Origin of the sequence: Subtercola boreus (assembly GCF_006716115.1) — a bacterium.
GTDB classification, from domain to species: domain Bacteria; phylum Actinomycetota; class Actinomycetes; order Actinomycetales; family Microbacteriaceae; genus Subtercola; species Subtercola boreus.
Window position 1 is genome coordinate 252,987 of sequence record NZ_VFOO01000001.1, and the last position, 24,457, is coordinate 277,443.

The window sequence follows — 24,457 nt, forward strand, 5'->3', positions numbered from 1 at the left end:
GGAATCCAGAGGATAAAAACATGGCTATTCGCAAGTACAAGCCGACCACTCCCGGTCGTCGTGGCTCGTCGGTCTCAGACTTTGCTGAGATCACCCGCACCACGCCCGAGAAGTCGCTGCTCCGCCCGCTTCCCAAGACCGGTGGCCGCAACAACGCCGGCCGCATCACGACCCGTCACATCGGTGGTGGCCACAAGCGCCAGTACCGCGTCATCGACTTCAAGCGCAATGACAAAGACGGCGTGAACGCCAAGGTCGCCGAGATCGAGTACGACCCGAACCGCACGGCTCGCATCGCGCTCCTGCACTTCGTCGACGGCACCAAGCGCTACATCATCGCCCCGAACAAGCTGAACCAGGGCGACATCATCGAGTCGGGCGCCGGCGCTGACATCAAGCCGGGCAACAACCTGCCCCTCCGCAACATCCCCGTGGGTACCGTTATCCACGCGATCGAGCTGAAGCCGGGCGGGGGCGCCAAGATGGCGCGTTCCGCCGGAGCATCCGTTCGCCTCGTGGCAAAAGACGGCCCCTACGCGCAGCTCCGTCTGCCGTCGGGTGAGATCCGCAATGTGGATGCTCGCTGCCGCGCGACGATCGGCGAGGTCGGCAATGCCGAGCAGTCGAACATCAACTGGGGCAAGGCCGGCCGTAAGCGCTGGCTCGGCGTCCGGCCCACGGTCCGTGGTGTCGCGATGAACCCGGTCGACCACCCGCACGGTGGTGGTGAGGGCAAGACCTCCGGTGGACGTCACCCGGTCAGCCCGTGGGGCCAGAAAGAGGGCCGCACCCGCCACATCAACAAAGAGAGCGACAAGCTCATCGTTCGTCGCCGCAACGTCGGCAAGAAGCGTAAGTAGGAGTCGAGAAGATGCCACGCAGTCTCAAGAAGGGGCCCTTCGTTGACGACCACCTGCTCCGCAAGGTCGTCGTACAGAACGAAGCTGGATCCAAGAACGTCATCAAGACCTGGTCACGCCGGTCCATGATCATCCCGGCCATGCTGGGTCACACGATCGCCGTCCACGACGGTCGTAAGCACATCCCCGTGTTCATCACGGAGACCATGGTCGGTCACAAGCTCGGCGAGTTCTCGCCGACCCGTACCTTCCGCGGCCACGTGAAGGACGACAAGAAGGGTCGTCGCCGCTAACGCGGTGACGGAAGGAGGAGAGAAATGGTGGAGTCGATCGCACGCGTGCGTCACATCCGCGTCACCCCCATGAAAGCTCGTCGCGTCGTCAACCTGATTCGCGGCAAGCAGGCCATGGAGGCCCTGGCAATCCTGAAGTTCGCCCCGCAGGGCGCAAGCGAGCCTGTCTACAAGCTCGTCGAGTCTGCGATCGCGAACGCGAAGGTCAAGGCCGACAAGGACAACAGCTACCTCGACGAGCAGGACCTGTTCGTCTCGGCGGCTTTCGTCGACGAGGGCACGACCCTCAAGCGTTTCCAGCCCCGTGCACAGGGACGCGCATTCCAGATCCTGAAGCGCTCGAGCCACATCACGGTCGTCCTCTCGACGCCCGATGTGGTCGAAGCATCCGCTCAGGGTTCCAAGAAGGCAGGGAAGAAGTAATGGGCCAGAAAGTAAACCCCTACGGTTTCCGTCTGGGCATCACGACCGACCACGTGTCGCGTTGGTTCTCTGACAGCACCAAGGTAGGACAGCGTTACAGCGACTTCGTCGCCGAAGACGTGAAGATCCGGAACCTGCTCACGAAGAGCCTCGACCGTGCAGGCGTCGCCCGCATCGAGATCGAGCGCACCCGTGACCGCGTCCGTGTCGACATCCACACCGCCCGCCCGGGCATCGTGATCGGTCGCCGCGGCGCCGAGGCCGAGCGCATCCGCTCCGACCTCGAGAAGCTCACCAAGAAGCAGATCCAGTTGAACATCCTCGAGGTCAAGAACCCCGAAGCCGAAGCTCAGCTGGTCGCCCAGGGCATCGCCGAACAGCTGAGCGCCCGTGTGGCCTTCCGCCGCGCGATGCGCAAGGGTCTCCAGGGCGCGCAGCGCCTGCCGAGTGTCAAGGGTGTGCGCATCCAGGTCTCCGGCCGTCTCGGCGGCGCTGAGATGAGCCGTTCGGAGTTCTACCGCGAGGGCCGCGTGCCCCTGCACACGCTCCGCGCCAACATCGACTACGGCTTCTACGAGGCTCGTACGACGTTCGGTCGCATCGGTGTGAAGGTCTGGATCTACAAGGGCGACATCACCAACAAGGAGCTTGCCCGCGAGCAGGCCAACCAGAAGTCATCGCGCCCGGAGCGTCGTGACGACCGCCGTGGTGGCGACGACCGTCGCCCGCCGCGTTCGGCCGCGCCTCGTGCAGATTCCCCCAAGGCAGACGCTGCGCCCGTGGCAGCAGCAGGAGTTGAGGCATAACCATGTTGATTCCACGCAGAGTCAAGCACCGCAAGCAGCACCACCCCACCCGTAGCGGTCACGCCACCGGTGGCACCGAGGTGTCGTTCGGCGAGTGGGGCATCCAGGCCCTGACCCCGGCCTACGTGACGAACCGCCAGATCGAGTCCGCTCGTATCGCGATGACCCGTCACATCAAGCGTGGTGGGAAGGTGTGGATCAACATCTACCCCGACCGCCCGCTCACGAAGAAGCCTGCCGAGACCCGCATGGGTTCCGGTAAGGGTAGCCCCGAGTGGTGGATCGCGAACGTCAAGCCGGGTCGTGTGCTCTTCGAGCTCAGCGGCGTCAGCGACGTCGTGGCCCGCGAGGCCCTGACTCGTGCCATTCACAAACTGCCTCTCAAGGCACGCATCATCAAGCGCGAGGAGGGCGACGCATAATGGCGATCGGTTCTAAGGAGCTCACCCCCGTCGAGCTCGACACATTCGAAGATTCACGTCTCGCAGAAGAGCTGCGGAAGGCCAAGGAGGAGCTGTTCAACCTGCGCTTCCAGTCGGCCACCGGCCAGCTCGAGAGCCACGGCCGCCTGCGTGCCGTGAAGCGCGACATCGCCCGCATCTACACGATCGTGCGTGAGCGTGAGCTCGGTATCCGTGCGACTCCGGCTCCGGTCGAGGTCGCTCCGGTCGAGGCTGCACCCAAGAAGACCCGCAAGGCGAAGGCCGCTCCCGTTGAGGAAGCTCCCGAAGCCGACGCGAAGGTCGTCGTCCCCGAAGCATCCGACACAACTGAGGAGGCCAAGTAATGGCTAAGACTGAAGCAGCAGCTGCTGCCCCCGTCGAGACTGTTGCCGCGCCCGTCCAGGAGCGCGGCTACCGCAAGACCCGTCGTGGCTACGTCACGAGCGACAAGATGGAGAAGACCATCGTCGTCGAGGTCGAAGACCGCGTGAAGCACCCGCTGTACGGCAAGGTCATCCGCCGCACGTCCAAGGTGAAGGCGCACGACGAGGCCAACACCGCCGGCATCGGCGACCTGGTGCTCATCTCCGAGACCCGTCCGCTGAGCGCCACCAAGCGCTGGCGCCTGGTCGAGATCCTCGAAAAGGCCAAGTAAGCGCCCGCGCGCTTACTTACGTAAGGAGTAGAAGTGATTCAGCAGGAATCCCGGCTCAAGGTCGCCGACAACACCGGCGCCAAAGAGCTGCTGACCATCCGTGTACTCGGTGGTTCAGGACGCCGTTACGCCGGCCTCGGTGACATCATCGTCGCCACCGTCAAAGACGCCATCCCCGGCGGAACAGTCAAGCGTGGAGACGTCGTCAAAGCCGTCATCGTGCGCACCAAGAAAGAGACCCGTCGCGTCGACGGTTCCTACATCAAGTTCGACGAGAACGCAGCGGTCATCCTCCGCGCCAACGACAAGGAGCCCCGCGGCTCCCGTGTCTTCGGCCCGGTCGGCCGCGAGCTTCGCGACAAGAGCTTCATGAAGATCATCTCGCTGGCACCGGAGGTCATTTAATCATGGCGAATATCAAGAAGGGTGATGTCGTTCAGGTCATCACCGGCAAGAGCCAGGCGCGCGGCGGAGACCGTGGCAAGCAGGGTCGTGTCATCGAGGTGCAGGTCGAGAAGAACCGCGTCATCGTCGAGGGCATCAACTTCGTGAAGAAGCACGTTCGCGTCGGCCAGACCCAGCGCGGCACCAAGACCGGTGGCATCGAGACCGTCGAGGCCCCGATCCACGTGTCGAACGTGGCGCTCATCGACCCCGAGACCAAGAAGCCGACCCGCGTCGGTTTCCGCGTCGAGCAGGTCACCAAAGACGGCGTCACCAAGAATGTCCGCATTCGCTACGCCAAGAAGTCAGGTAAGGACCTGTAATGACTGACACTGCAACTGCAGCGCCCGCTGGCAAAATCCAGCCGCGCCTGAAGCAGAAGTACCAGACCGAGATCATGTCCCAGCTCAAGAAGGACTTCGGTTTCACGAACATCCACCAGGTTCCCGGCCTCATCAAGGTCGTCGTGAACACCGGTGTCGGTGAGGCAGCCCGCGATGGCAAGATCATCGATGGGGCCGTCAAGGACCTCACGGCGATCACCGGCCAGAAGCCGCAGGTCACCAAGGCCCGCAAGTCCATCGCCCAGTTCAAGCTGCGCGAGGGCCAGCCCATCGGTGCACACGTCACGCTTCGTGGCGACCGTGCCTGGGAGTTCCTCGACCGCCTGCTCTCGCTGGCGCTTCCCCGCATCCGTGACTTCCGTGGTCTCTCCGACCGCCAGTTCGACGGATCGGGCAACTACACCTTCGGTCTGACCGAGCAGTCGATGTTCCACGAGATCGACCAGGACCGGATCGACCGCGTGCGCGGTTTCGACATCACCGTCGTCACCACCGCGAAGAACGACGACGAGGGTCGCGCGCTGCTCAAGGCGCTCGGCTTCCCGTTCAAGACCGCAGAGAACAACTAGTTCTCAGCATCGCCAGCATCACCAGCAGTACCCCGGCTCAGCAATTCGGCTGAGCCGGTCGAGACCACAGGTCGGCATCCTTGCACAGGGTGTCGAAACCAGGCCAGAAGGGCACCACCTCCATGACAATGACAGATCCGGTCGCAGACATGCTGACCAGACTGCGGAACGCCAACTCGGCATTCCACGACACCGTGTCGATGCCGCACTCGAAGCTCAAGTCGCACATCGCAGACATCCTCAAGAGCGAGGGCTACATCGCCTCGTGGGATGTCAAAGACGCAGAGGTCGGCCAGACGCTGACCCTCGCCCTCAAGTTCGGCCCGAACCGTGAGCGTTCGATCGCGGGCATCAAGCGCGTTTCGAAGCCCGGCCTTCGGGTCTACGCAAAGTCGACGGAGATCCCCACGGTTCTCGGTGGGCTCGGCGTCGCAATCCTCTCAACGTCGTCCGGTCTGCTGACCGACCGGCAGGCTTCCAAGAAGGGCGTGGGTGGGGAAGTCCTCGCCTACGTGTGGTGATCACTGATGTCACGTATCGGCAGACTCCCCATCCCGATCCCTGCAGGGGTCGACATCGCCATTGATGGCCAGCTCGTCACCGTGAAGGGCCCGAAGGGTGAGCTCACGCTCACCGTCAAGGCTCCGATCGAGGCGAAGGTCGAAGAGGGCCAGATCCTGGTCACCCGTCCGGACGACGAGCGCGAGTCGCGTTCGCTCCACGGCCTGACCCGCACGCTCATCGCCAACCAGATCATCGGTGTCACCGAGGGTTACTCCAAGGGCCTCGAGGTCGTCGGAACCGGTTACCGCGTTGCCGCCAAGGGCGCGAACGTCGAGTTCGCACTCGGTTACTCCCACTCCATCACCGTCGAGCCGCCCGCGGGCATCAGCTTCACGGTGGAGGGTGTCAACAAGCTCACTGTCAGCGGTATCGACAAGCAGGCTGTTGGCGAAGTAGCTGCCAACATTCGTAAGTTGCGGAAGCCTGAGCCCTACAAGGGCAAGGGTGTGCGCTACGCCGGCGAGGTCGTTCGTCGCAAGGCCGGAAAGAGCGGTAAGTAATCATGGCTACTGGAACTAGAGGCAAGAGCAAGGCCGCAGCACGCGGCCGTCGCCACGACCGTCTTCGCAAGAAGATCGAGGGCACCGAGGTGCGTCCGCGCCTGGTCGTCACCCGTTCGGCCCGCCACGTGTTCGTGCAGGTCGTCGACGACAGCAAGGGTTTCACCCTGGCGTCGGCGTCGACCCTCGAAGCGGATCTGCGCGTCTTCGACGGTGACAAGTCCGCCAAGGCCCGCAAGGTCGGCGAGCTGGTCGCCGAGCGTGCCAAGGCTGCCGGCATCGAAGCGGTCGTCTTCGACCGCGGCGGCAACCGTTACGCCGGACGTGTCGCGGCTGTGGCCGACGGCGCCCGAGAGGGTGGTCTGGACCTGTGACCGACGAAAAAGCAAAGGAAGCTACCGTGGCAGACGCTACGAGCACTGAGGCCTCGACTGAGGCTCCCGCAACCGAGACCACTGCTGCTGCACAGAACGAGCCTCGCGAGGCTCGTCGTGGTGGCCGTGAGCGCAACCCGAACAAGGACCGTGGGGCGCGTGACTCCGACAAGAGCCAGTTCCTCGAGCGTGTCGTCACGATCAACCGCGTCTCCAAGGTGGTGAAGGGTGGTCGTCGCTTCAGCTTCACTGCTCTCGTCGTCGTCGGTGACGGCAACGGTCTGGTGGGCGTCGGCTACGGCAAGGCCCGTGAGGTGCCGACTGCGATCTCGAAGGGCGTTGAGGAGGCGAAGAAGAACTTCTTCCGCGTCCCCCGCGTCGCCAACACGATCCCGCACCCCGTCCAGGGTGAGGCCGCCGCAGGCGTCGTCCTGCTGCGTCCGGCAGCTGCCGGTACCGGCGTCATCGCCGGTGGTCCCGTGCGTGCCGTGCTCGAATGCGCCGGCATCCACGACGTGCTGAGCAAGTCGCTCGGTTCGTCGAACACCATCAACATCGTCCACGCGACCGTCGAGGCGCTCAAGCAGCTCGAAGAGCCGCGCGCCGTGGCAGCACGTCGTGGCCTGACGCTCGAGCAGGTCGTGCCCGCACGCCTGCTTCGTGCACAGGCTGACGCCGACTCGGCCGCAGCTCTCGCAAAGGCAGGTGCCTGATGGCTACGAGCCTGAAGATCACGCAGATCAAATCCAAGATCAGCGAAAAGCAAGACCAGCGCGACACTCTGCGTAGCCTGGGCCTCCACCGCATCGGACAGTTCGTCGTGCGTGAGGACAACTCGCAGAACCGCGGCTACGTTCGCCACGTCGCTCACCTGGTGAAAGTCGAGGAGATTGACTAATGGCTGAAGAAGCAACCGAGTCCGCAGCTGCTGCGGCTCCGAAGAAGGCGGCGGCCCCCAAGAAGGCTCCCGCGAAGAAGGCCCCTGCCGCGACTGAAGCGGCTGTCACGACCACCAAGGTCACGGCAGTCCCCGCTGAGGCTCGCGACCAGGTGCTGAAGGTGCACCACCTGCGCCCCGCCGCCGGTGCCAAGAAGGCGCGCCAGCGCGTCGGTCGTGGTGAAGGCTCCAAGGGTAAGACTGCGGGCCGTGGTACCAAGGGCACGAAGGCGCGCTACAACGTGCGCCTCGGGTTCGAGGGTGGCCAGATGCCGCAGCACATGCGGACGCCGAAGCTGCGCGGGTTCAAGAACCCGTTCAAGGTGTACTACCAGGTCGTCAACCTCGACCGCCTCGCTGAGCTCTACCCCACCGGTGGAGACGTCACGATCGCCGACCTCGTCACCAAGGGTGCGGTCCGGGACAACGAGAAGGTTAAGGTTCTCGGCAACGGCGACATCGCTGTGAAGCTGAACGTCACCGTCGACAAGGTCTCGAGCTCGGCTGAGCAGAAGATCGTTGCAGCCGGCGGTTCCGTCAAGTAACACTGCAGCACGCTCGTCGCGGGGGCGGCTACCTTCGGGCAGCCGCCCCTTTTGGCCTCTTGGCCCGAGGAGTATCGAGTAGAGTCTCTGTGGGAATTCTTTCCTGTTGAGGATTCTGCCCGCAGAAGTCTCGTATCCACCTAGCAGGAGGCCTTTTTTTGTTCAGAGCCGTCGGCAGGATCTTCCGTACTCCGGATCTCCGCCGGAAAATTCTCTTCACGCTGGGCATCATCGCGCTGTTCAGGCTGGGGTCGTTCATCCCGGCGCCGTTCGTCGACTTCGGGAACGTGCAGGCGTGTCTCGCTGCGAACCAGAGCACCTCGGGCCTCTACGAGCTGGTCAACCTCTTCAGTGGTGGAGCCCTGCTCCAGCTGTCGATCTTCGCGCTCGGCATCATGCCGTACATCACGGCGTCGATCATCGTGCAGCTCCTCCGCGTGGTCATCCCGCACTTCGAGACCCTCTACAAAGAGGGCCAGTCCGGCCAGTCGAAGCTGACCCAGTACACCCGGTACCTCACCATCGCGCTCGGTGTGCTCCAGTCGACGACGCTGATCACCGTGGCACGAAGTGGTGCCCTGTTCGGCAACAGCACGACGACCCAGTGCAGCAACCTGATCACCGACAGCTCCTGGTACGCCATCATGCTGATGGTCATCACGATGACCGCCGGTACCGGCCTCATCATGTGGATGGGTGAGCTCGTCACCGAGCGCGGCATCGGCAACGGTATGTCCCTCCTCATCTTCACGTCGATCGCCGCCCGCTTCCCGGGTTCGCTGCAGTCGATCTGGCAGCAGCAGGGTGTCGAGATCCTCGCCGTCGTGCTCGTCATCGGCATCGCCACCATGGCGGGCGTGGTGTTCGTGGAACAGTCGCAACGCCGTATCCCTGTGCAGTATGCGAAACGGATGGTCGGCAGACGCACCTACGGTGGCAACAACACCTACATTCCGATCAAGGTCAACATGGCCGGCGTCGTGCCTGTCATCTTCGCATCGTCGCTGCTGTATCTCCCGGCGCTCATCGCGCAGTTCAACCAGCCCCAGGCGGGCCAGGAGCCGGCTGCGTGGGTGACCTGGGTGACGAACTACCTGACCAAGGGCGACCACCCGCTCTACATGCTGCTGTACTTCCTGCTCATCGTGGGCTTCACCTACTTCTATGTGGCGATCACCTTCAACCCTGAAGAAGTCGCCGACAACATGAAGAAGTACGGCGGGTTCATCCCGGGCATCCGTGCGGGCCGGCCCACAGCCGAGTACCTCGACTACGTGCTCACACGCATCACGCTTCCGGGTTCCGTCTATCTGGGGCTGATCGCGCTGATACCGCTGGCAGCGTTCTCGCTGATCGGCGCCAACCAGAACTTCCCGTTCGGTGGTGCGTCGATCCTGATCATCGTCGGCGTCGGCCTCGAGACGGTGAAACAGATCGACTCACAGCTCCAGCAGCGGCACTACGAGGGACTCCTGCGATGACTCGACTTCTCCTGATCGGCCCGCCCGGCGCGGGCAAGGGCACGCAGGCCGTACGTCTCTCTGAGGCGTGCGGGGTGCCCGCGATCTCGACGGGCGACATCTTCCGCGCCAACGTCAGGGACGAGACGGAGCTCGGCGTGAAGGCCAAGGAGTTCATGGATGCCGGGAAGTACGTTCCCGACAGCCTCACGAACGACTTGGTGCGGTCACGCCTCAACGACGCCGACGTCACCGGGGGGTTCCTGCTCGACGGGTACCCCCGCACGACGGCGCAGGTCGACGAACTCGACGACATCCTCTCTGCCGGTGGACACTCGCTCGACGTTGTCGTGCTGCTGGTGGCCGACTCCGACGAGATCGTCTCGCGACTGTCGAAGCGGGCGGTCGAACAGGGGCGGAGCGACGACACCGAAGAGGTCATCCGCCATCGCCTCGACGTCTACGAGGAGCAGACCGCTCCGCTCGTCGACATCTACACGAAGCGCGATCTCGTGGTGACCGTCGACGGTCTCGGTTCGATGGATGACGTGACGAAGCGCATCACCGATGCTCTCGGCGAGCGCGGCATCGTTCTCTCCCTGAGCTAGGCGAACCCTCGGGTGGCGTTCCGCAAATCGATCTACAAGTCCCCGGCGGAACTCCGCCTGATGGTCGCGCCGGGCCTCGCGACACTCGCGTCGCTCGAGGCGGTGCGGGCGATCATCCGTCCCGGTGTGACGACGCTCGAACTCAACGATGCAGCCGACGCTGCCATTCGAGCGCTCGGCGGACGCTCGAACTTCCAGATGGTGCCGGGCTACCGGCACACCGTGTGCACCTCGGTGAACGACGACGTCGTGCACGGCATTCCGGGGGAGCGTGCACTCCAGGCCGGCGACATCGTGTCGATCGACTCCGGCGCCGACGTCGGCGGGTGGAGCGGCGACTCGGCTGTCACCGTGGTGCTGCCCGACCCGACGCGCCCGGATGTCGTGGCGGCACGCCAGCGGCTCTCCGACGTGACCCGGGCCTCGCTCTGGCACGGTGTGGCACGACTGGCGACGGCCCGCCACCTCAACGAGGTAGGCGAGGCGATCGAGGACTACATCGAGTCGCAGGGCGAGTTCGGCATCCTGACCGACTACATCGGGCACGGCATCGGCCGGAGCATGCACGAGGAGCCGCCGGTGTTCAACTACCGCGTGCGGGCGCGTGGGCCCGAGGTGAAGCCCGGTCTTGTCGTCGCGATCGAACCGATGGTGACCGCGGGCGGCATCGACACGTTCACGCGTGACGACGACTGGACCGTGGCGACCGCCGACGGCAGCATGTCGTCGCACTGGGAGCATTCCGTGGCGGTGCACGCCGGCGGCATCTGGGTGCTGACGGCGGCCGACGGGGGAGCGGCAGACCTCGCCCCCTTCGGCATCACCCCAGTACCGATCCCGTAGGTGCGTGCCCGGCTGAGAGCGAGCGCCTGTTCAAGGCGCCCGCTGCCGACACTCATTTGTCCATGAGGTGCACGAGCTCCTCGATGAAGGCGGCGAAGTCCGTTGAGCCGCGGATCAGCTGCAGCACGTCGTCGCGTTCGGAGAACACCTCGACGAACTGGTCGAAGATCGTCTGGAACGAGTTGCGTCCACTCGACGAGAAAGCGATCAGGGCGATCACGTTCACCCGGTTCTCGCCCCAGTCCATCGCCCTGTCGTTCACCGCGATCGCTATCGCGGTGCGGTTTGCCGACATCAGCATAGAGTGCGGTACGGCGACAGAGTCGGTGAACGCAGTCGAGGACATCCGCTCGCGTTCGATCGCCCCGTCGATGTAGGGCTGGTCGATGATGCCCTGGGCGAGCATCCGTTCGCCCAGCTGGGTGATCATGTCGACCTCGTCGGTGGCCGTGAGGTTCCGCACGAAGAGGCCTTCGCTGAAGTAGAGCAGCAGGTCGTCTTTCAGCTGTCGTCGCCGCTGCTGCCGCCGAACCCGCCTCACCGCCCGCCGAACGGTGTCGATGTCGTCGTCGGTGAGGAACGTCTGCACCAACACAGCGTTGTCGCCGAGCGCGAGCGACGGCACGGTGGTGACGGTCAGGTCGGTCGTGATCTCGGAGCGGTCCACATCGGTGCGGGTGATGATCTTCTCGACCCGCACGTCTTCGCCGAGGGCCTCTTCGAGCCGGCGGAGCATCATGAGGTGGATGTCGTAGTAGTTCGGGAAGATCAGGGTGCAGGTGACCATCTCCTCGCGGCGGGCCTGGCGTTCGAGGTGTGAGCCCACGTGCAGGGCGATGTAGGCGATCTCGTCGTCGTTGACGGTGATGGACTCTTTGCGCTGGATCTCACTGGCGATGAACACCGCGAGCTCGTAGGTCATCGGGTACGACGTCTTGATCGACCGCGTCATCGGGTTGCGCGAGAACGAACTCACCCGCGCCCGGGCCACCAGGTTCCGCACGTGTAGAGCAAGGCGCACCGCGAACTCGTCGTTGTCGAGGTCGATCAGGTACTGCTCGCTGGCTTTCCGTGCGATCTGCCGCACGAATTCGACGTCGTCGGTCAGGCCGAGCGCGTCGGTCTGCTCCTCGACCGGCAGGTCGTGGCCGGGGGTGATGACGCGGGTGGTGAGCAGCAGCACGAGGTGGTCGAGATCGGCGTCGGAGAGGGCGATCGTGAAGTGGGTCTGCATCAGGTCGTGGATGCCCGTGCCGAGCTCGCCGGGATCGTCGATCCGTTCCGGGCGGGTGTGCGGGGTGTCGAGCGAGAGGTCTTTCTGGGTGCGGTCGACCGCGATCGCCACGTGCAGCAGCACGCTGTCGAGCCCGAATTCGTTGACGAAGTAGCCGCCCGCGTCGAGGAGGGCGAGAAGGTCGGTCTTGAACGCCGTGAGGTTGGCCGAACCGAATTCCTTCTGGATGCGCTCGACTTCGATGAAACCGCGTGCGCTCTCGGCCCGGAACATGCGGCTGACCAGCCGTCGGCGGTTCTCTTCGCCGCCGAGCACGGTCACGCGGCTGCCCTGGCGCTGGAGCGAGAGCCCCGACTCCTCGAGCAGCGGCCGCACCTTGCGGAGGTCGCCCTCGATGGTCGACTCGCTGACGTAGAGGCTTGCGGCGAGCTCGTAGACGTCGACCCCGTCGGTGGACTCGTTGAGGCGTCGCACGACATGGTGCAGTCGGTCGCGCGGTGTCTCGGGGCGACCCAGCCAGCTGGCGTACGCGTCCCTGTTGAGGCGGTAGCCCTCCGCGGACGACGTGATGATGTCAAGCGGTTCGGCCGCGGCCTTCGCCGCTGTCACGTAGCTCCGAACGCTCCGGGTCGTCACTCCGAGGCGGTCAGCGAGCTGGCTCGACGTCGTCCAGCCGTCGTTCTCGGCCAGGAAGTCGAGCAGCCGTTGACGTCTGTCGCTCATGGCGTGAAACTCTACAGGCCGAACCTCCTAGCGCATTTCCGCAGGGGCGGAAAGTTTTCTGCTGGAACACACGGCTCGTCTTCAGGAGACTTGCTTGAGTACCTGAATCCCGGCCTGTTCGAAGTGGCCTGCACGATCGCGCAAGGAGGCGAGAACCGTGAAGCACATTCTTGTCGTCTGCGGCGCGGGAGCATCCAGCACCTTCCTCGCGCACCGCATGCGCCAGGCGGCGAAGGCCCGGGGGTTCGAGACCACGGTCAAGGCGGTCAGCCAGGCCGCGATCGATTCGCGGATGCCCGGGGTCGACGTCCTGCTGGTGGGGCCGCACCTCGCCGCCGAGCTGTCGGTACTCACAGGGATCGCCGCCGGCTACAACGCCCCGGCAGCTCTCCTGCCCGACACGGTCTTCGGCGCCGGCGGCGAGGATGTGGCACTCGACATCGCGCTCGAGGCTCTCCGGGCATCCGATCACCCCACTTCAACACTTGCGACAACCACCGCCCCGACAACCACGGAGAACATCTCATGACCGAACGCACTGCGCAGATCGCTTCGTCCCACGGGCTGCACGCTCGTCCCGCCTCCCTGTTCACGCAGGCCGTAGCGAAGTCCGGAGTCAAGGTCACCCTCGCGAAGGGTGACGGCAAGGCTGTCAACGCCGCGAGCATCCTGGGCGTCATCTCGCTCGGCATCGAGTCGGGCGACACGGTCACCATCTCCTCCGACGACGAGAACGCCGACGCCGCGCTCGACGAGCTCGCCGCGATGCTGGGGCGCGACCTCGATGCCGAGTAACTCCGACTCCACCACGCTCCTCCGCGGCGCGGGCATCGGCCGCGGGCTCGCGGTCGGTCCGGTCATGCGGATGCCCGCACCCCTGCCGGAGCCCGAGACCACCCCCTCGACTCTCACGCCGGCCGATGAGCTCGGGCGGGCATCCGCTGCCCTGCAGGCGACCGCCGCGGACATCCGCGCCCGCGGTGAGCGCGCAGGTGGCACGGCCCACGATGTGCTGGAGGCCCAGGCGTTCATGGCCGAGGACCCGACCCTGGCCGACGACGTCGAGGCCCGGGTGCAGGGCGGACTCACCGCCGAGCGCGCCGTCTTCGAGGCGTTCGCGAGCTTCCGCGACCTGCTGGTGAGCATGGGCGGCTACATGGCCGAGCGTGCCACCGACCTCAACGACGTGTCGCAGCGTGTCGTCGCGAACCTCCGCGGGGTGCCCGCGCCCGGCATCCCCGACCCCGACTTCGCCTTCGTGCTCGTCGCGAGCGACCTCGCTCCCGCCGACACGGCGCTGCTCGATCTCGACAAGGTGCTCGCCCTGGTCACGAGTGAGGGCGGCCCGACGTCGCACACCGCGATCCTCGCCCGGGACAAGGCCATCGTGGCCGTCGTCGGCGCCGCCGGTGCCCTCGATCTCGCCGACGGACAGACCGTGATCGTGGACGCGTCGACCGGCTCGGTCACCGCCTCCCCGAGCGCCGACGAGGTCGAACGCGCCGAGGCGACCCTCGCCGAGCGGAAGGCCCGCCCCACAGCGCCCACCGGCGCCGGCCGGCTCGCCGACGGAACCCTCATCCCCCTGCTCGCGAACCTCGGCTCCGCGGATGCCGCGGCCGACGCCGTGGCGAAGGGTGCAGAGGGCGTGGGGCTGTTCCGCACCGAGTTCCTCTTTCTCGACTCGACCTCCGCACCGACCGTCGAGGCGCAGCAGGAGCAGTACACCAAGCTCCTGGCGGCGTTCCCCGGCAAGAAGGTCGTCGTGCGTGCGCTCGACGCCGGGGCGGACAAGCCGCTGAGCTTCCTCAACGACTCCGACGAGGAGAACCCCGCCCTGGGGCTCCGCGGTCTCCGGGCCCTGCGCGCGAACGAGCAGGTGCTGCGTGACCAGCTCACCGCACTCGCGAACGCCGCCGCCGTGACGGAGGCCGACCTCTGGGTGATGGCCCCCATGGTCTCGACCGTCGAGGAGACCCGGTACTTCACGGCCCTCGGCCGGGAGCTCGGGCTGAACACCCTCGGTGTCATGGTCGAGGTTCCGTCTGCAGCTCTGCTCGCCGACCGGATCCTCGCCGATGCCGACTTCGCCAGCATCGGCACCAACGACCTGACGCAGTACACGCTCGCGGCCGACCGCCTTCTCGGTTCGGTCGCCGCGTTCCAGGACCCGTGGCATCCGGCCGTCCTCCGGCTCGTCGGTGAGGTCGGTCGCGCCGGCCAGGCCCTCGGCAAGCCGGTCGGAGTCTGCGGAGAGGCGGCTGCAGACCCCCTGCTCGCCGTCGTGCTCACCGGCCTCGGCGTGACATCCCTCTCGATGTCGCCCGCTGCGCTGGCCGACGTGCGTGCGGAGCTCGCGCTCCACACACTCGAACGGGCTCAGGAGTTCGCCTCGCTCGCCCTGGCGGCGAACTCGGCTTTCGAGGCCCGCGCTGCGGTTCTCGAGGCCACAACCGCACCATCCGCATCATGACGACCCCCAGCACCCACCCCCACGCAAGCACCTCACACGAAGGAGACAGGTCATGACGACGACGTCACAAACCCAGACCGGCGCCCCCGCCGGCGCCCAGACGAAGGGAGGAGCCCGCGTCGCTGTGCAGCGATTCGGAACGTTCCTCTCCGGAATGGTGATGCCCAACATCGCCGCCTTCATCGCCTGGGGCCTCATCACAGCACTGTTCATCCAGACGGGCTGGCTCGCCCAGTTCGGCATCCTGGTTCCGATCATCGGTGGCTTCCCGAGCGCTGACGGCACGGTGAACGTCGGCCTCGTCGGACCGATGATCACGTACCTGCTGCCGCTGCTCATCGCCAACACCGGTGGCCGGATGATCTACAACACCCGTGGCGGTGTCGTCGCCGTCATCGCGACCATGGGTGTCATCGTCGGCAGCCCGGTTCCGATGTTCATCGGCGCCATGATCATGGGACCGCTCGCGGCCTACATCATGAAGCAGGTCGACAAGCTCTGGGCGAACAAGATCAAGCCCGGCTTCGAGATGCTCGTCGACAACTTCTCGGCCGGCATCCTCGGTGCCCTTCTGGCCATCGCGGGCTTCTTCCTGATCGCCCCGGTGATCACCGCTCTGAGCGCTGCGCTCGAGGCGGCCGTGAACTGGCTGGTCACCCTCGGGCTCCTGCCCCTGGCCTCGATCCTGGTCGAGCCCGGCAAGGTGCTGTTCCTGAACAACGCGATCAACCACGGTGTGTTCACCCCTCTGGGTGTGCAGCAGGTGTCGGAGTCGGGCAAGAGCATCCTCTTCCTGATCGAGGCGAACCCCGGCCCCGGCGTCGGTATCCTGATCGCCTTCGCGATCTTCGGTGTCGGCCTCGCCAAGGCGAGTGCACCCGGCGCCATCATCATCCAGTTCTTCGGCGGCATCCACGAGATCTACTTCCCGTACGTGCTCATGAAGCCGATGACGATCATCGCCGCGATCCTCGGTGGAATGACCGGTGTGTTCGTGAACGTGCTGTTCCAGACGGGTCTTCGCGCACCTGCTTCGCCCGGGTCGATCATCGCGATCCTGATCCAGACCGCGCCCGACTCCTACGTCGGGGTCATCCTGTCGGTCATCGCCTCGGCTGCCGTGTCGTTCCTGGTCACCGCGATCATCCTGCGGGCCACCCGCAAGCGGGACCTCGCCGCAGAGAACGCCGGCGACCTGAGCGCTGCCATCGCGCAGACCCAGGCCAACAAGGGCAAGGAGAGCTCCGTGCTCGGCCACCTGCAGGCAGACGGTCTCGCGAACGAGGCAGGCGGCCTGGCCGACCTGTCGACCCGCGACCCCGAGTCGGCCGAGGAGGTGTCCCGTGCCCAGGAGGCGCAGAACATCGCCGCGGTCCACAACATCGTGTTCGCCTGCGACGCCGGCATGGGTTCGAGCGCCATGGGAGCCTCGGTTCTCCGCAACAAGATCAAGAAGGCGGGCATCACGGACGTTACTGTGGTGAACAAGGCGATTTCGAACCTGACGGACGACATCGACCTGGTCATCACGCACCAGGACCTGACCGCCCGGGCCAGGCAGCAGTCGCCGAGTGCCGAGCATGTCTCGGTCGACAACTTCATGTCGAGCCCGAAGTACGACGAGATCGTCGGGCTGCTCGAACGCCAGCACAACACCGAGAAGGCGTAAGCGAAAGCCTCGCTTCACCTCACACCGCACGACAAGGAGACGGAATTCTCATGAGCGACGTATTGACGCTGAACTCGATCAAGACCCACGGAACGGCCGAGACCAAGGAGGACGCGATCGCCGAGGCGAACGATCTCCTGCTCGCGGCCGGAGCGGTCACGAGCGACTACCTGGCGTCGATGCTCGAACGTGAGACGTCCGTCTCCACCTACATGGGCAACTACCTCGCGATCCCGCACGGCACGAACGAGGGCAAGGATGCGATCCTCGCTTCTGCGCTCTCGTTCGTGCGGTACGCGAAGCCCATCGACTGGAACGGTGAAGAGGTGCGCTTCGTCGTCGGCATCGCCGGCAAAGACGGAGGACACCTCGACATCCTCTCCAAGATCGCCCTCATCTTCAGCGATGAAGACGAGGTCGAGAAACTCCTGAAGGCCCCGAGCGACGAAGCCGTGTTCGAGCTCCTCTCCGAGGTGAACGAAGACTGATGAAGGCTGTTCACTTCGGTGCAGGCAACATCGGTCGCGGGTTCGTCGGCCTCATCCTGCACAACGCCGGCTACGAGGTCGTCTTCGCCGACGTCAACGGTTCGCTGATCGACGCCCTCGCGGCCGCTCCGACCTACGACGTCTTCGAGGTCGGCCTGTCGCCGCGCACCTGGACGGTCGACAACTTCCGCGCCCTGAACAGCGCGACGGACGAGGCCGGGGTGGTCTCCGAGATCGCGTCCGCTGAGATCGTGACCACCGCGGTCGGCCCCAACATCCTGCGCTTCGTCGCACCCCTCATCGGCCGGGCGCTGCTCGCCCGCGACGCTGCGCTGCCGCCGCTGCAGGTCATGGCCTGCGAGAACGCGATCAATGCGACGGATGCCCTGCGGGGCCACATCGAGACGTCGCTCGGCGACGACTTCGCTGCCGTCTCGGCGCGCGCCGTGTTTGCGAACACCGCCGTCGACCGCATCGTGCCGGGGCAGGCTCCGGATGCAGGACTCGACGTCACCGTCGAGGACTTCTTCGAGTGGGCCATCGAGTCGGGCCCGTTCGGCGACGCTCTGCCGAGCATCCCCGAGGCCCACTTCGTGCCCGACCTCGCCCCGTACATCGAGCGGAAGCTCTTCACGGTGAACACCGGGCACGCCGCGACGGCCTACTTCGGAGCGGCGGAGGGCATCGCCCCCGTCGCCGAAGCGATCTCGGTGCCCGACATCTTCACGAAGGTCAAAGCGGTGCTGGAGGAGACGAAGTCCCTCCTTGTCGCCAAGCACGAGTTCGACCCGAGCGTGCAGGAGGCGTATCTCGAGAAGAACCTCCAGCGGTTCGCGAACCCCTACCTCCCCGACACGGTCGACCGGGTCGGGCGTGCCCCGATGCGGAAGCTCAGTCGCAATGAGCGGTTCATCGGGCCGGCCGCCCAGCTGGCTGAGCGCGGCACCCGGCCGACCGCGCTGCTGGTCGCCATCCGTGCCGCTCTGACCTTCGATGTGCCCGCGGACCCCGAGTCGGTGCAGCTCCAGGCGATCCTGGCCGCCAGCTCGGCTGAGGATGCGGTGACCCAGGTCACAGGCATAACGGAAGGGCACCCGTTGTTTGACTCCCTGGTGCAGACGTTCGAATCGGTCATCCAGAGTCGCTAGAAGCTGTGGTAGGCTCGATCTTTGGTGTCACGACACCGAAACAATACACGCACGACCAGTAATCAATACTTATACAGACAGTGAGTTATGGCCAAAAAAGACGGTGTCATCGAGATCGAGGGCGCAGTGGTCGAGGCTCTTCCCAACGCGATGTTTCGCGTTGAGTTGACCAACGGACACAGAGTTCTTGCCCACATTTCGGGCAAGATGCGACAGCACTACATCCGTATCCTCCCTGAGGACCGCGTGATCGTGGAGCTCAGCCCCTACGACCTCACCCGTGGTCGTATCGTCTACCGGTACAAATAAACCGGTACCAAGTTATTGGTCGCTGGAAAGTAACGGCCCACCGCTCTCGGTGGGTACGAAGACAGCGATAGGAAAAGAACAATGAAGGTCAACCCCAGCGTCAAGCCGATCTGCGAGCACTGCCGAGTCATTCGCCGCAACGGAAACGTCATGGTCATCTGCAAGTCCAACCCGCGTCACAAGCAGCGCCAGGGCTAGGCAGCAGAACCCCGTTTTATAGCAGGGCCAGAAACCCGGGCAGTCGTTCGTCGAACGGATGCCCGGGGGACACCCGCGGTTGGAGGCCGCGGCACAGGCACTGCTACAGACCTCCACTCACTAACAGGAGCATGCCACCATGGCACGTATTGCAGGAGTAGACATTCCGCGCGACAAGCGCGTGGAGGTCGCACTGACTTACATCTACGGCGTCGGCCGCACGAGGGCCCTTCAGACCCTCGCCGACACCGAGATCTCGGGTGACGTCCGCGTCAAAGACCTCACCGACGAGCAGCTGGTCGCACTCCGCGACCACATCGAAGGCGCGTACAAGGTGGAGGGTGACCTCCGCCGTGAGGTTGCCGCCGACATCCGCCGCAAGGTCGAGATCGGCAGCTACCAGGGCATCCGTCACCGTCGCGGCCTTCCCGTGCACGGCCAGCGCACCAAGACCAACGCTCGTACCCGCAAGGGCCCGAAGCGCACCGTTGCAGGCAAGAAGAAGGCCCGATAGCCAACACTTCCGGGTTCACGCCCCGAAGCAAGGCATCGCCATAAACGTTTTAGGAGAACATCATGGCAGCACCAAAATCGGCCGCTCGTAAGCCGCGGCGTAAAGAGAAGAAGAACATCCCCGTGGGCCAGGCCCACATCAAGTCGACGTTCAACAACACCATCGTGACGATCACCGACCCGTCGGGCGCCGTGCTGAGCTGGGCCTCTTCAGGCACCGTCGGCTTCAAGGGCTCGCGCAAGTCCACCCCGTTCGCCGCCCAGCTGTCGGCCGAGTCGGCCGCCCGCCAGGCGCAGGAGCAGGGTGTCAAGAAGGTCGACGTCTTCGTCAAGGGCCCGGGTTCGGGTCGCGAGACGGCGATCCGTTCTCTCCAGGCCGCTGGCCTCGAGGTCGGAACGATCAACGACGTCACCCCGCAGGCGCACAACGGTTGCCGCCCGCCCAAGCGTCGCCGCGTCTGAGTTGATTCCTATTTTCAGAAGCGACACGCGCTTCTGAAAAATTCGCGTTCCAAGGCCATCTCTCTGAGGTGGTCTTGGTGCGTGATTCGACTCGTTAGTTCACAACTCAACAACGTCGGGCTCGCCACCCGGTACGTAAACGCAAGTGTCATATAGCGGACACTTAGCCGAAAGGAATCAACAGTGCTGATTGCACAGCGTCCAACGCTCACCGAGGAGAACATCTCGGAGTTCCGTTCACGGTTCGTCATCGAACCGCTGGAACCCGGTTTCGGTTACACCCTCGGCAACTCCCTCCGTCGCACCCTGCTCTCGTCGATCCCGGGAGCTGCCGTCACGAGCATCCGCCTCGACGGTGTGCTGCACGAGTTCAGCACGATCCCCGGTGTCAAGGAGGATGTCACTGAGATCATCCTGAACATCAAGGGCCTCGTCGTCTCGAGCGAGCACGACGAACCGATCACTGCCTACCTCCGGAAGCACGCTTCCGGCCAGGTCACGGCTGCCGACATCTCGGCTCCCGCCGGTGTCGAGATCCACAACCCCGAGCTCGTCATCGCCACCCTGAACGACAAGGCGAAGTTCGAACTCGAGCTCATCATCGAGCGTGGCCGCGGCTACGTCTCGTCGACCCAGAACCGCAGCGAGTTCAGCGAAGCGGGCCAGATCCCGATCGACTCGATCTACTCGCCCGTGCTGAAGGTCACCTACCGTGTCGAGGCGACTCGTGCCGGTGAGCGCACCGACTTCGACCGCCTGGTCGTCGATGTGGAGACGAAGCCGGCCATCACGCCGCGCGACGCCATCGCTTCGGCCGGCCGCACGCTGACCGAGCTGTTCGGCCTCGCCCGCGAGCTGAACACGGCCGCTGAGGGTATCGAGATCGGCCCGGCTCCTGTCGACGCCGTTCTGAGCTCGGAGCTCGCCGTTCCGATCGAGGACCTCGACCTGTCGGTCCGCTCGTACAACTGCCTCAAGCGCGAGGGAATCAACACCGTCAGCGAGCTCGTTGCGCTGAGCGAGACCCAGCTCATGAACATTCGCAACTTCGGTCAGAAGTCAGTGGATGAAGTCAAGGACAAGCTCGTTGAGCTTGGCCTGTCGCTGAAGGACACGGTGCCGGGCTTCGACGGTGCCCACTTCTACGGCGGCTACGACGACGAGAACATCTAACCCCCACTTGTCTTCGCTTCGGCCCGGCCGAACTGATCTCACGACCTACTCACTGGAGAAAACGAAATGCCTACCCCCACTAAAGGGCCCCGCCTCGGCGGCGGGCCGGCGCACGAGCGCCTGCTGCTCGCGAACCTGGCTGCCCAGCTGTTCACCCACAAGAGCATCAAGACCACCGAGACGAAGGCCAAGCGCCTCCGCCCGGTAGCCGAGCGTCTCATCACGTTCGCGAAGAAGGGCGACCTGCACGCCCGTCGTCGTGTTCTCGCGACCATCGGCGACAAGAGCGTCGTGCACGAGCTGTTCACCGAGATCGCCCCTCTGGTCGCTGAGCGCGATGGTGGCTACACCCGCATCACCAAGCTCGGTTTCCGCAAGGGCGACAACGCCTCGATGGTGCAGATCGAGCTCGTGCTCGAGCCCGTGACCCCGAAGGTGCGCTCGACCCGCAGCTCTGCTGCTGCTGCTCCCGTCGCCGACGAGACTGTCGCCGACGAGACTGTCGCCGACGAGACCGCTGCCGACGAGACCGCTGTTCCCGCCGAGGAGACCGAAGCGGTCGAGACCAGCGAGCCCGTCGCCCCGGAGGAGCCCACCGAGGCTGCAGCCGAGGTCGAGGAAGACGCTGCAGAGAAGGCCGGCGACTCGAAGTAGTCCCGCACCGCAGAACCACCGAAGAACCCCGGTTGCCGACATCTGGCAGCCGGGGTTCTTTTTGGCCGCAAAAGATAAGTTATACTCAAGTTCTCTTATCATAGGGGGGGCAAAAGTGTGGAGTACGAATGAAGAAGCGCAGTCTGTTCTCGGCCACGATCGCAGCGGGGCTCGAGGGTCCCGAAGTAGGTCTCGACCACAAGGATGTCGCCCTGTTGAGGGAGCTGTCGAGAGATTCCCGGCAGTCCCAGCGGGCCCTCAGCCGAAAGGTGGGCATGTCGCCTCCGGCGGTCGCTGAGCGCCTGTCACGGTTCGAGCGCACGGGAGTGGTGAAGCAGTACTCGGTGGCGATCGACTGGTCGCGCCTCGGCCTCGGCGTCGTCGCCGTGGTGAACATCACGCTGGCGCCCGACGCTGACCGCCAGTGCACGATCGCCGCGCTCGGCGAGCTTCCTGAGCTCGAGCAGCTGACCATCGTGACGGGCCGGTACGATCTCACGGCCCGGTTCCGCGTGAGCGACCAGCCGCACCTCCGCGAGCTCATCCTCGAGCGCGTGCCGGCCCTGCCGGGCATCCTGCGCACAGAGACCCTGCTGGGTCTTGGTACTGTCGATTCTGACGATTTCGCGTCGAGGGTGTTCGAGACGTACCCGGAGGGTGCCGAAGTGGGGGCGGTGCCCGCGATCTGAGAGGTGGGGCGGTCGTGGCTGGCGTGGCTGACGCGGTTCGGGTGCGGTTCGACCTGGCCTATGAGGGCACCGACTTTGCGGGGTGGGCGAAGCAGCCCGGCCTCCGCACGGTGCAGGGTGAGCTCGAGGGTGCCCTCAGCCGGCTGTATTCCGGGCTCGGAGTGCTGCCGTCGCTGGTGGTCGCCGGCCGCACGGATGCCGGGGTGCATGCCCGCGGCCAGGTCGCCCATCTCGACCTGACGCCGGCGCAGGCGGCCAACATCGAGATCAGCCGGATCGCCCTCAGCGTGAACGGGGTGCTCGGCAGGGTCGCGGACATCGTCGTGCGGCAGACCTCCGTCGCGGCTCCCGGGTTCGACGCGCGGTTCTCGGCGCTCTGGCGCCGGTATGAGTACCGGATCGCCGACAGCCTGCCCGTGCGGAGCCCGCTGACCCGCCGCACGACAGCGTGGACGACGAAGGTGCTCGACGTCGAGCGGATGCAGGAGGTGGCCGACGAGTTCCTGGGGCTGCACGACTGGGCGTCGTTCTGCAAGCCGCGGGCGTTCGCCACGACCATCCGCACTCTGCAGGACTTCCGGTGGACACGGGATGCCGAGGGCGTCGTCACCGCCACACTGCAGGCCGACGCGTTCTGCCACAGCATGGTGCGGGCGGTCGTCGGAGCGTCGGTGGCCGTGGGGGAGGGGCGCCTGGGCCTCGCCGACGTCGTGCTGCTCCGCGAGGCGCTCGAACGCACCAGTGCCTTCAAGGTGATGCCCGCGCGCGGTCTGACGCTGATGGCCGTGGGGTATCCGGATGCCGCGGGGCTGGCCCGGCGCGCGGAGGAGACGAGGACCCGGCGTTCCCGCGAGGCGCTGCAGGAGCAGCGACTGGCATTGGAGCGCCAGATAGGCTAGTGTCGACCCTTGGTGTGCAACAGTTTCTCTGTGCCGCCCGAAGTTGAGCCCTCCACGGGCCCGTTCTCCCTCTCGCGCAACCGGTCTTCCGGTGCGAGCGTGCGGAATCGGCCACGGAGCGGGATTCACGGACACCTCATTTCGACCAAGAAAGCACTTTCACTGTGACTCGTACCTATTCCCCCAAAGTGAGCGAACTCGTTCGCAACTGGGTCATCATCGACGCGACGGACGTCGTGCTGGGCCGCCTGGCCAGCCACGCGGCGATCATCCTCCGTGGCAAGAACAAGCCGACCTTCAGCCCGCACCTCGACGGTGGCGACTTCGTCATCATCATCAACGCCGAGAAGGTCGCCCTGACCGGCTCGAAGGCCGCGCAGAAGATCGCCTACCGCCACTCCGGTTACCCGGGAGGCCTCTCCTCGATGAACTACACCCAGCTCCTCGAGACGAACCCGACCCGCGCCGTCGAGAAGGCGATCCGCGGCATGCTGCCGAAGAACTCGCTCGGTCGCGCGCAGCTGACGAAGCTGAAGGTCTACACCGGCAGCGAGCACCCGCACTCCGCCCAGCAGCCCGTTCCCTACACCTTCGACCAGGTCGCGCAGTAGCGCCCGCCGGTCATCAGACTTCAGACAAAGGATTCGTAACCAAAGTGGCGAAAATTTCAGACCAGATCGATGTGGCTCCCGAGAGCTACTCGACCGAGACCCCGACCGAAGAGACCCCGAAGGCTGCTCGCCCCGTGCTGAGCGTCGGAGGAGCGGCCGTCGGCCGTCGCAAGCAGGCCATCGCCCGCGTGCGCCTCACGCCGGGCTCCGGCACCATCGTCGTCAACGGCCGTGAGTTCGAGAACTTCTTCCCGAACAAGCTGCACCAGCAGCTCATCAACGACCCGTTCAAGCTGCTCGACCTGATCGGCAGCTACGACGTCATCGCGAAGATCTCGGGTGGTGGCCCCTCCGGCCAGGCCGGCGCCCTGCGCCTCGGCATCGCCCGTGCCCTGAACGAGATCGACGAAGAGAACAACCGCGCGACCCTGAAGAAGGCCGGCTTCCTGAGCCGCGACGCGCGCGTCAAGGAGCGCAAGAAGGCCGGTCTCAAGAAGGCCCGTAAGGCTCCCCAGTTCTCCAAGCGCTAATCGCCCCCGGCGTTTA

At 65.2% G+C, this 24,457-nt stretch carries 36 protein-coding genes; 35 read left to right on the plus strand and 1 reads right to left on the minus strand.

Features of this window, described 5'->3' with window-relative positions:
* Positions 1-20: 20 nt before the first annotated feature.
* From rplB to map, 19 genes are all read left to right on the plus strand, one after another.
* Positions 21-860: a 50S ribosomal protein L2 gene (rplB, locus tag FB464_RS01200; protein ID WP_116415477.1), complete on the plus strand. Its 840-nt coding sequence runs from the start codon at positions 21-23 to the stop codon at positions 858-860.
* A gap of 11 nt (positions 861-871) precedes the next feature.
* Positions 872-1,153 carry a 30S ribosomal protein S19 gene (gene rpsS / locus FB464_RS01205; protein WP_104242462.1) on the plus strand — a complete coding sequence of 94 codons (282 nt, stop codon included), beginning with the start codon at positions 872-874 and terminating at the stop codon, positions 1,151-1,153.
* A gap of 24 nt (positions 1,154-1,177) precedes the next feature.
* Entirely contained in the window at positions 1,178-1,576 is a 399-nt protein-coding gene (gene rplV / locus FB464_RS01210) for a 50S ribosomal protein L22 (protein ID WP_116415476.1), read from the plus strand.
* Positions 1,576-2,382 (plus strand): 30S ribosomal protein S3, encoded by an 807-nt coding sequence (gene rpsC, locus FB464_RS01215; protein WP_116283891.1) that lies wholly within the window; start codon positions 1,576-1,578, stop codon positions 2,380-2,382. Before rplV ends, rpsC begins: the two co-directional genes overlap by 1 nt.
* 2 nt (positions 2,383-2,384) lie before the next feature.
* Positions 2,385-2,804: a 50S ribosomal protein L16 gene (gene rplP, locus FB464_RS01220; RefSeq protein WP_116415475.1), complete on the plus strand. Its 420-nt coding sequence runs from the start codon at positions 2,385-2,387 to the stop codon at positions 2,802-2,804.
* The gene (gene rpmC / locus FB464_RS01225) at positions 2,804-3,169 is read left to right on the plus strand and encodes a 50S ribosomal protein L29 (protein WP_116415474.1); all 366 of its coding nucleotides are present in this window, start codon (positions 2,804-2,806) and stop codon (positions 3,167-3,169) included. The genes rplP and rpmC overlap by 1 nt, the downstream gene beginning before the upstream one ends.
* Positions 3,169-3,480 (plus strand): 30S ribosomal protein S17, encoded by a 312-nt coding sequence (gene rpsQ / locus FB464_RS01230; RefSeq protein WP_116415473.1) that lies wholly within the window; start codon positions 3,169-3,171, stop codon positions 3,478-3,480. Before rpmC ends, rpsQ begins: the two co-directional genes overlap by 1 nt.
* A 33-nt stretch (positions 3,481-3,513) precedes the next feature.
* On the plus strand, positions 3,514-3,885 hold the full coding sequence (rplN, locus tag FB464_RS01235) for a 50S ribosomal protein L14 (RefSeq protein WP_116283887.1): 372 nt from the start codon (positions 3,514-3,516) through the stop codon (positions 3,883-3,885).
* A gap of 2 nt (positions 3,886-3,887) precedes the next feature.
* A complete protein-coding gene (gene rplX / locus FB464_RS01240) occupies positions 3,888-4,247 on the plus strand; it encodes a 50S ribosomal protein L24 (protein ID WP_116415472.1) in 360 nt (119 codons plus the stop codon).
* Positions 4,247-4,837: a 50S ribosomal protein L5 gene (gene rplE / locus FB464_RS01245; protein ID WP_116415471.1), complete on the plus strand. Its 591-nt coding sequence runs from the start codon at positions 4,247-4,249 to the stop codon at positions 4,835-4,837. Before rplX ends, rplE begins: the two co-directional genes overlap by 1 nt.
* A 122-nt stretch (positions 4,838-4,959) precedes the next feature.
* The gene (gene rpsH / locus FB464_RS01250) at positions 4,960-5,358 is read left to right on the plus strand and encodes a 30S ribosomal protein S8 (RefSeq protein WP_116283884.1); all 399 of its coding nucleotides are present in this window, start codon (positions 4,960-4,962) and stop codon (positions 5,356-5,358) included.
* Positions 5,359-5,364: 6 nt separating this feature from the next.
* Positions 5,365-5,901 (plus strand): 50S ribosomal protein L6, encoded by a 537-nt coding sequence (rplF, locus tag FB464_RS01255; protein WP_116415470.1) that lies wholly within the window; start codon positions 5,365-5,367, stop codon positions 5,899-5,901.
* Positions 5,902-5,903: 2 nt separating this feature from the next.
* Complete coding sequence (rplR, locus tag FB464_RS01260; RefSeq protein WP_116283882.1) at positions 5,904-6,275, plus strand: 50S ribosomal protein L18; 372 nt, start codon at positions 5,904-5,906, stop codon at positions 6,273-6,275.
* 26 nt (positions 6,276-6,301) lie between these two features.
* Positions 6,302-6,988 carry a 30S ribosomal protein S5 gene (gene rpsE / locus FB464_RS01265; RefSeq protein WP_116415469.1) on the plus strand — a complete coding sequence of 229 codons (687 nt, stop codon included), beginning with the start codon at positions 6,302-6,304 and terminating at the stop codon, positions 6,986-6,988.
* A complete protein-coding gene (gene rpmD / locus FB464_RS01270; RefSeq protein ID WP_104242488.1) occupies positions 6,988-7,173 on the plus strand; it encodes a 50S ribosomal protein L30 in 186 nt (61 codons plus the stop codon). The genes rpsE and rpmD overlap by 1 nt, the downstream gene beginning before the upstream one ends.
* On the plus strand, positions 7,173-7,757 hold the full coding sequence (gene rplO, locus FB464_RS01275) for a 50S ribosomal protein L15 (RefSeq protein ID WP_116415468.1): 585 nt from the start codon (positions 7,173-7,175) through the stop codon (positions 7,755-7,757). The genes rpmD and rplO overlap by 1 nt, the downstream gene beginning before the upstream one ends.
* 158 nt (positions 7,758-7,915) lie before the next feature.
* Positions 7,916-9,238 carry a preprotein translocase subunit SecY gene (gene secY / locus FB464_RS01280; protein WP_116415467.1) on the plus strand — a complete coding sequence of 441 codons (1,323 nt, stop codon included), beginning with the start codon at positions 7,916-7,918 and terminating at the stop codon, positions 9,236-9,238.
* Positions 9,235-9,825 carry an adenylate kinase gene (locus tag FB464_RS01285; RefSeq protein WP_116415466.1) on the plus strand — a complete coding sequence of 197 codons (591 nt, stop codon included), beginning with the start codon at positions 9,235-9,237 and terminating at the stop codon, positions 9,823-9,825. The genes secY and FB464_RS01285 overlap by 4 nt, the downstream gene beginning before the upstream one ends.
* A 12-nt stretch (positions 9,826-9,837) precedes the next feature.
* Positions 9,838-10,668 (plus strand): type I methionyl aminopeptidase, encoded by an 831-nt coding sequence (map, locus tag FB464_RS01290; protein ID WP_116415465.1) that lies wholly within the window; start codon positions 9,838-9,840, stop codon positions 10,666-10,668.
* Positions 10,669-10,720: 52 nt separating this feature from the next.
* On the opposite strand, the gene FB464_RS01295 is transcribed toward map, so the two are convergent.
* Positions 10,721-12,625, minus strand: a complete 1,905-nt coding sequence (locus tag FB464_RS01295; protein WP_116415464.1) for a BglG family transcription antiterminator — start codon at positions 12,623-12,625, stop codon at positions 10,721-10,723.
* Positions 12,626-12,782: 157 nt separating this feature from the next.
* Here FB464_RS01295 and FB464_RS01300 point away from each other — a divergent pair, with 157 nt between their 5' ends.
* From FB464_RS01300 to rpsI, 16 genes are all read left to right on the plus strand, one after another.
* The gene (locus FB464_RS01300; RefSeq protein WP_170151944.1) at positions 12,783-13,154 is read left to right on the plus strand and encodes a PTS sugar transporter subunit IIB; all 372 of its coding nucleotides are present in this window, start codon (positions 12,783-12,785) and stop codon (positions 13,152-13,154) included.
* Positions 13,151-13,420, plus strand: a complete 270-nt coding sequence (locus FB464_RS01305; protein ID WP_116415462.1) for an HPr family phosphocarrier protein — start codon at positions 13,151-13,153, stop codon at positions 13,418-13,420. Before FB464_RS01300 ends, FB464_RS01305 begins: the two co-directional genes overlap by 4 nt.
* Before the next feature lie 70 nt (positions 13,421-13,490).
* A complete protein-coding gene (gene ptsP / locus FB464_RS01310) occupies positions 13,491-15,098 on the plus strand; it encodes a phosphoenolpyruvate--protein phosphotransferase (protein WP_425472438.1) in 1,608 nt (535 codons plus the stop codon).
* A 52-nt stretch (positions 15,099-15,150) separates the two neighbouring features.
* Positions 15,151-16,767 (plus strand): PTS mannitol transporter subunit IIBC, encoded by a 1,617-nt coding sequence (locus tag FB464_RS01315; protein ID WP_116415460.1) that lies wholly within the window; start codon positions 15,151-15,153, stop codon positions 16,765-16,767.
* Between the two features lie 50 nt (positions 16,768-16,817).
* Entirely contained in the window at positions 16,818-17,255 is a 438-nt protein-coding gene (locus tag FB464_RS01320) for a PTS mannitol transporter subunit IIA (RefSeq protein WP_116415459.1), read from the plus strand.
* Positions 17,255-18,403 (plus strand): mannitol-1-phosphate 5-dehydrogenase, encoded by a 1,149-nt coding sequence (locus FB464_RS01325; RefSeq protein ID WP_116415458.1) that lies wholly within the window; start codon positions 17,255-17,257, stop codon positions 18,401-18,403. The genes FB464_RS01320 and FB464_RS01325 overlap by 1 nt, the downstream gene beginning before the upstream one ends.
* A gap of 87 nt (positions 18,404-18,490) precedes the next feature.
* Positions 18,491-18,712, plus strand: a complete 222-nt coding sequence (gene infA, locus FB464_RS01330) for a translation initiation factor IF-1 (protein ID WP_055811571.1) — start codon at positions 18,491-18,493, stop codon at positions 18,710-18,712.
* An 81-nt stretch (positions 18,713-18,793) separates the two neighbouring features.
* Positions 18,794-18,910: a 50S ribosomal protein L36 gene (gene rpmJ / locus FB464_RS01335; RefSeq protein ID WP_104242511.1), complete on the plus strand. Its 117-nt coding sequence runs from the start codon at positions 18,794-18,796 to the stop codon at positions 18,908-18,910.
* 139 nt (positions 18,911-19,049) lie between these two features.
* Entirely contained in the window at positions 19,050-19,424 is a 375-nt protein-coding gene (rpsM, locus tag FB464_RS01340) for a 30S ribosomal protein S13 (RefSeq protein WP_104242513.1), read from the plus strand.
* A 62-nt stretch (positions 19,425-19,486) separates the two neighbouring features.
* A complete protein-coding gene (gene rpsK, locus FB464_RS01345) occupies positions 19,487-19,885 on the plus strand; it encodes a 30S ribosomal protein S11 (RefSeq protein WP_104242515.1) in 399 nt (132 codons plus the stop codon).
* A 183-nt stretch (positions 19,886-20,068) separates the two neighbouring features.
* Positions 20,069-21,058: a DNA-directed RNA polymerase subunit alpha gene (locus FB464_RS01350; protein ID WP_116283869.1), complete on the plus strand. Its 990-nt coding sequence runs from the start codon at positions 20,069-20,071 to the stop codon at positions 21,056-21,058.
* Between the two features lie 66 nt (positions 21,059-21,124).
* A complete protein-coding gene (gene rplQ, locus FB464_RS01355; protein ID WP_116415457.1) occupies positions 21,125-21,712 on the plus strand; it encodes a 50S ribosomal protein L17 in 588 nt (195 codons plus the stop codon).
* A 128-nt stretch (positions 21,713-21,840) separates the two neighbouring features.
* Positions 21,841-22,401 carry an Lrp/AsnC family transcriptional regulator gene (locus FB464_RS01360; RefSeq protein ID WP_116415456.1) on the plus strand — a complete coding sequence of 187 codons (561 nt, stop codon included), beginning with the start codon at positions 21,841-21,843 and terminating at the stop codon, positions 22,399-22,401.
* A gap of 14 nt (positions 22,402-22,415) precedes the next feature.
* A complete protein-coding gene (gene truA, locus FB464_RS01365) occupies positions 22,416-23,300 on the plus strand; it encodes a tRNA pseudouridine(38-40) synthase TruA (RefSeq protein ID WP_425472392.1) in 885 nt (294 codons plus the stop codon).
* A gap of 164 nt (positions 23,301-23,464) precedes the next feature.
* Positions 23,465-23,911, plus strand: coding sequence for a 50S ribosomal protein L13 (gene rplM / locus FB464_RS01370; RefSeq protein WP_116415454.1), 447 nt, complete (start codon positions 23,465-23,467; stop codon positions 23,909-23,911).
* A gap of 44 nt (positions 23,912-23,955) precedes the next feature.
* Positions 23,956-24,441, plus strand: coding sequence for a 30S ribosomal protein S9 (rpsI, locus tag FB464_RS01375; RefSeq protein WP_116415453.1), 486 nt, complete (start codon positions 23,956-23,958; stop codon positions 24,439-24,441).
* Positions 24,442-24,457: the final 16 nt, after the last annotated feature.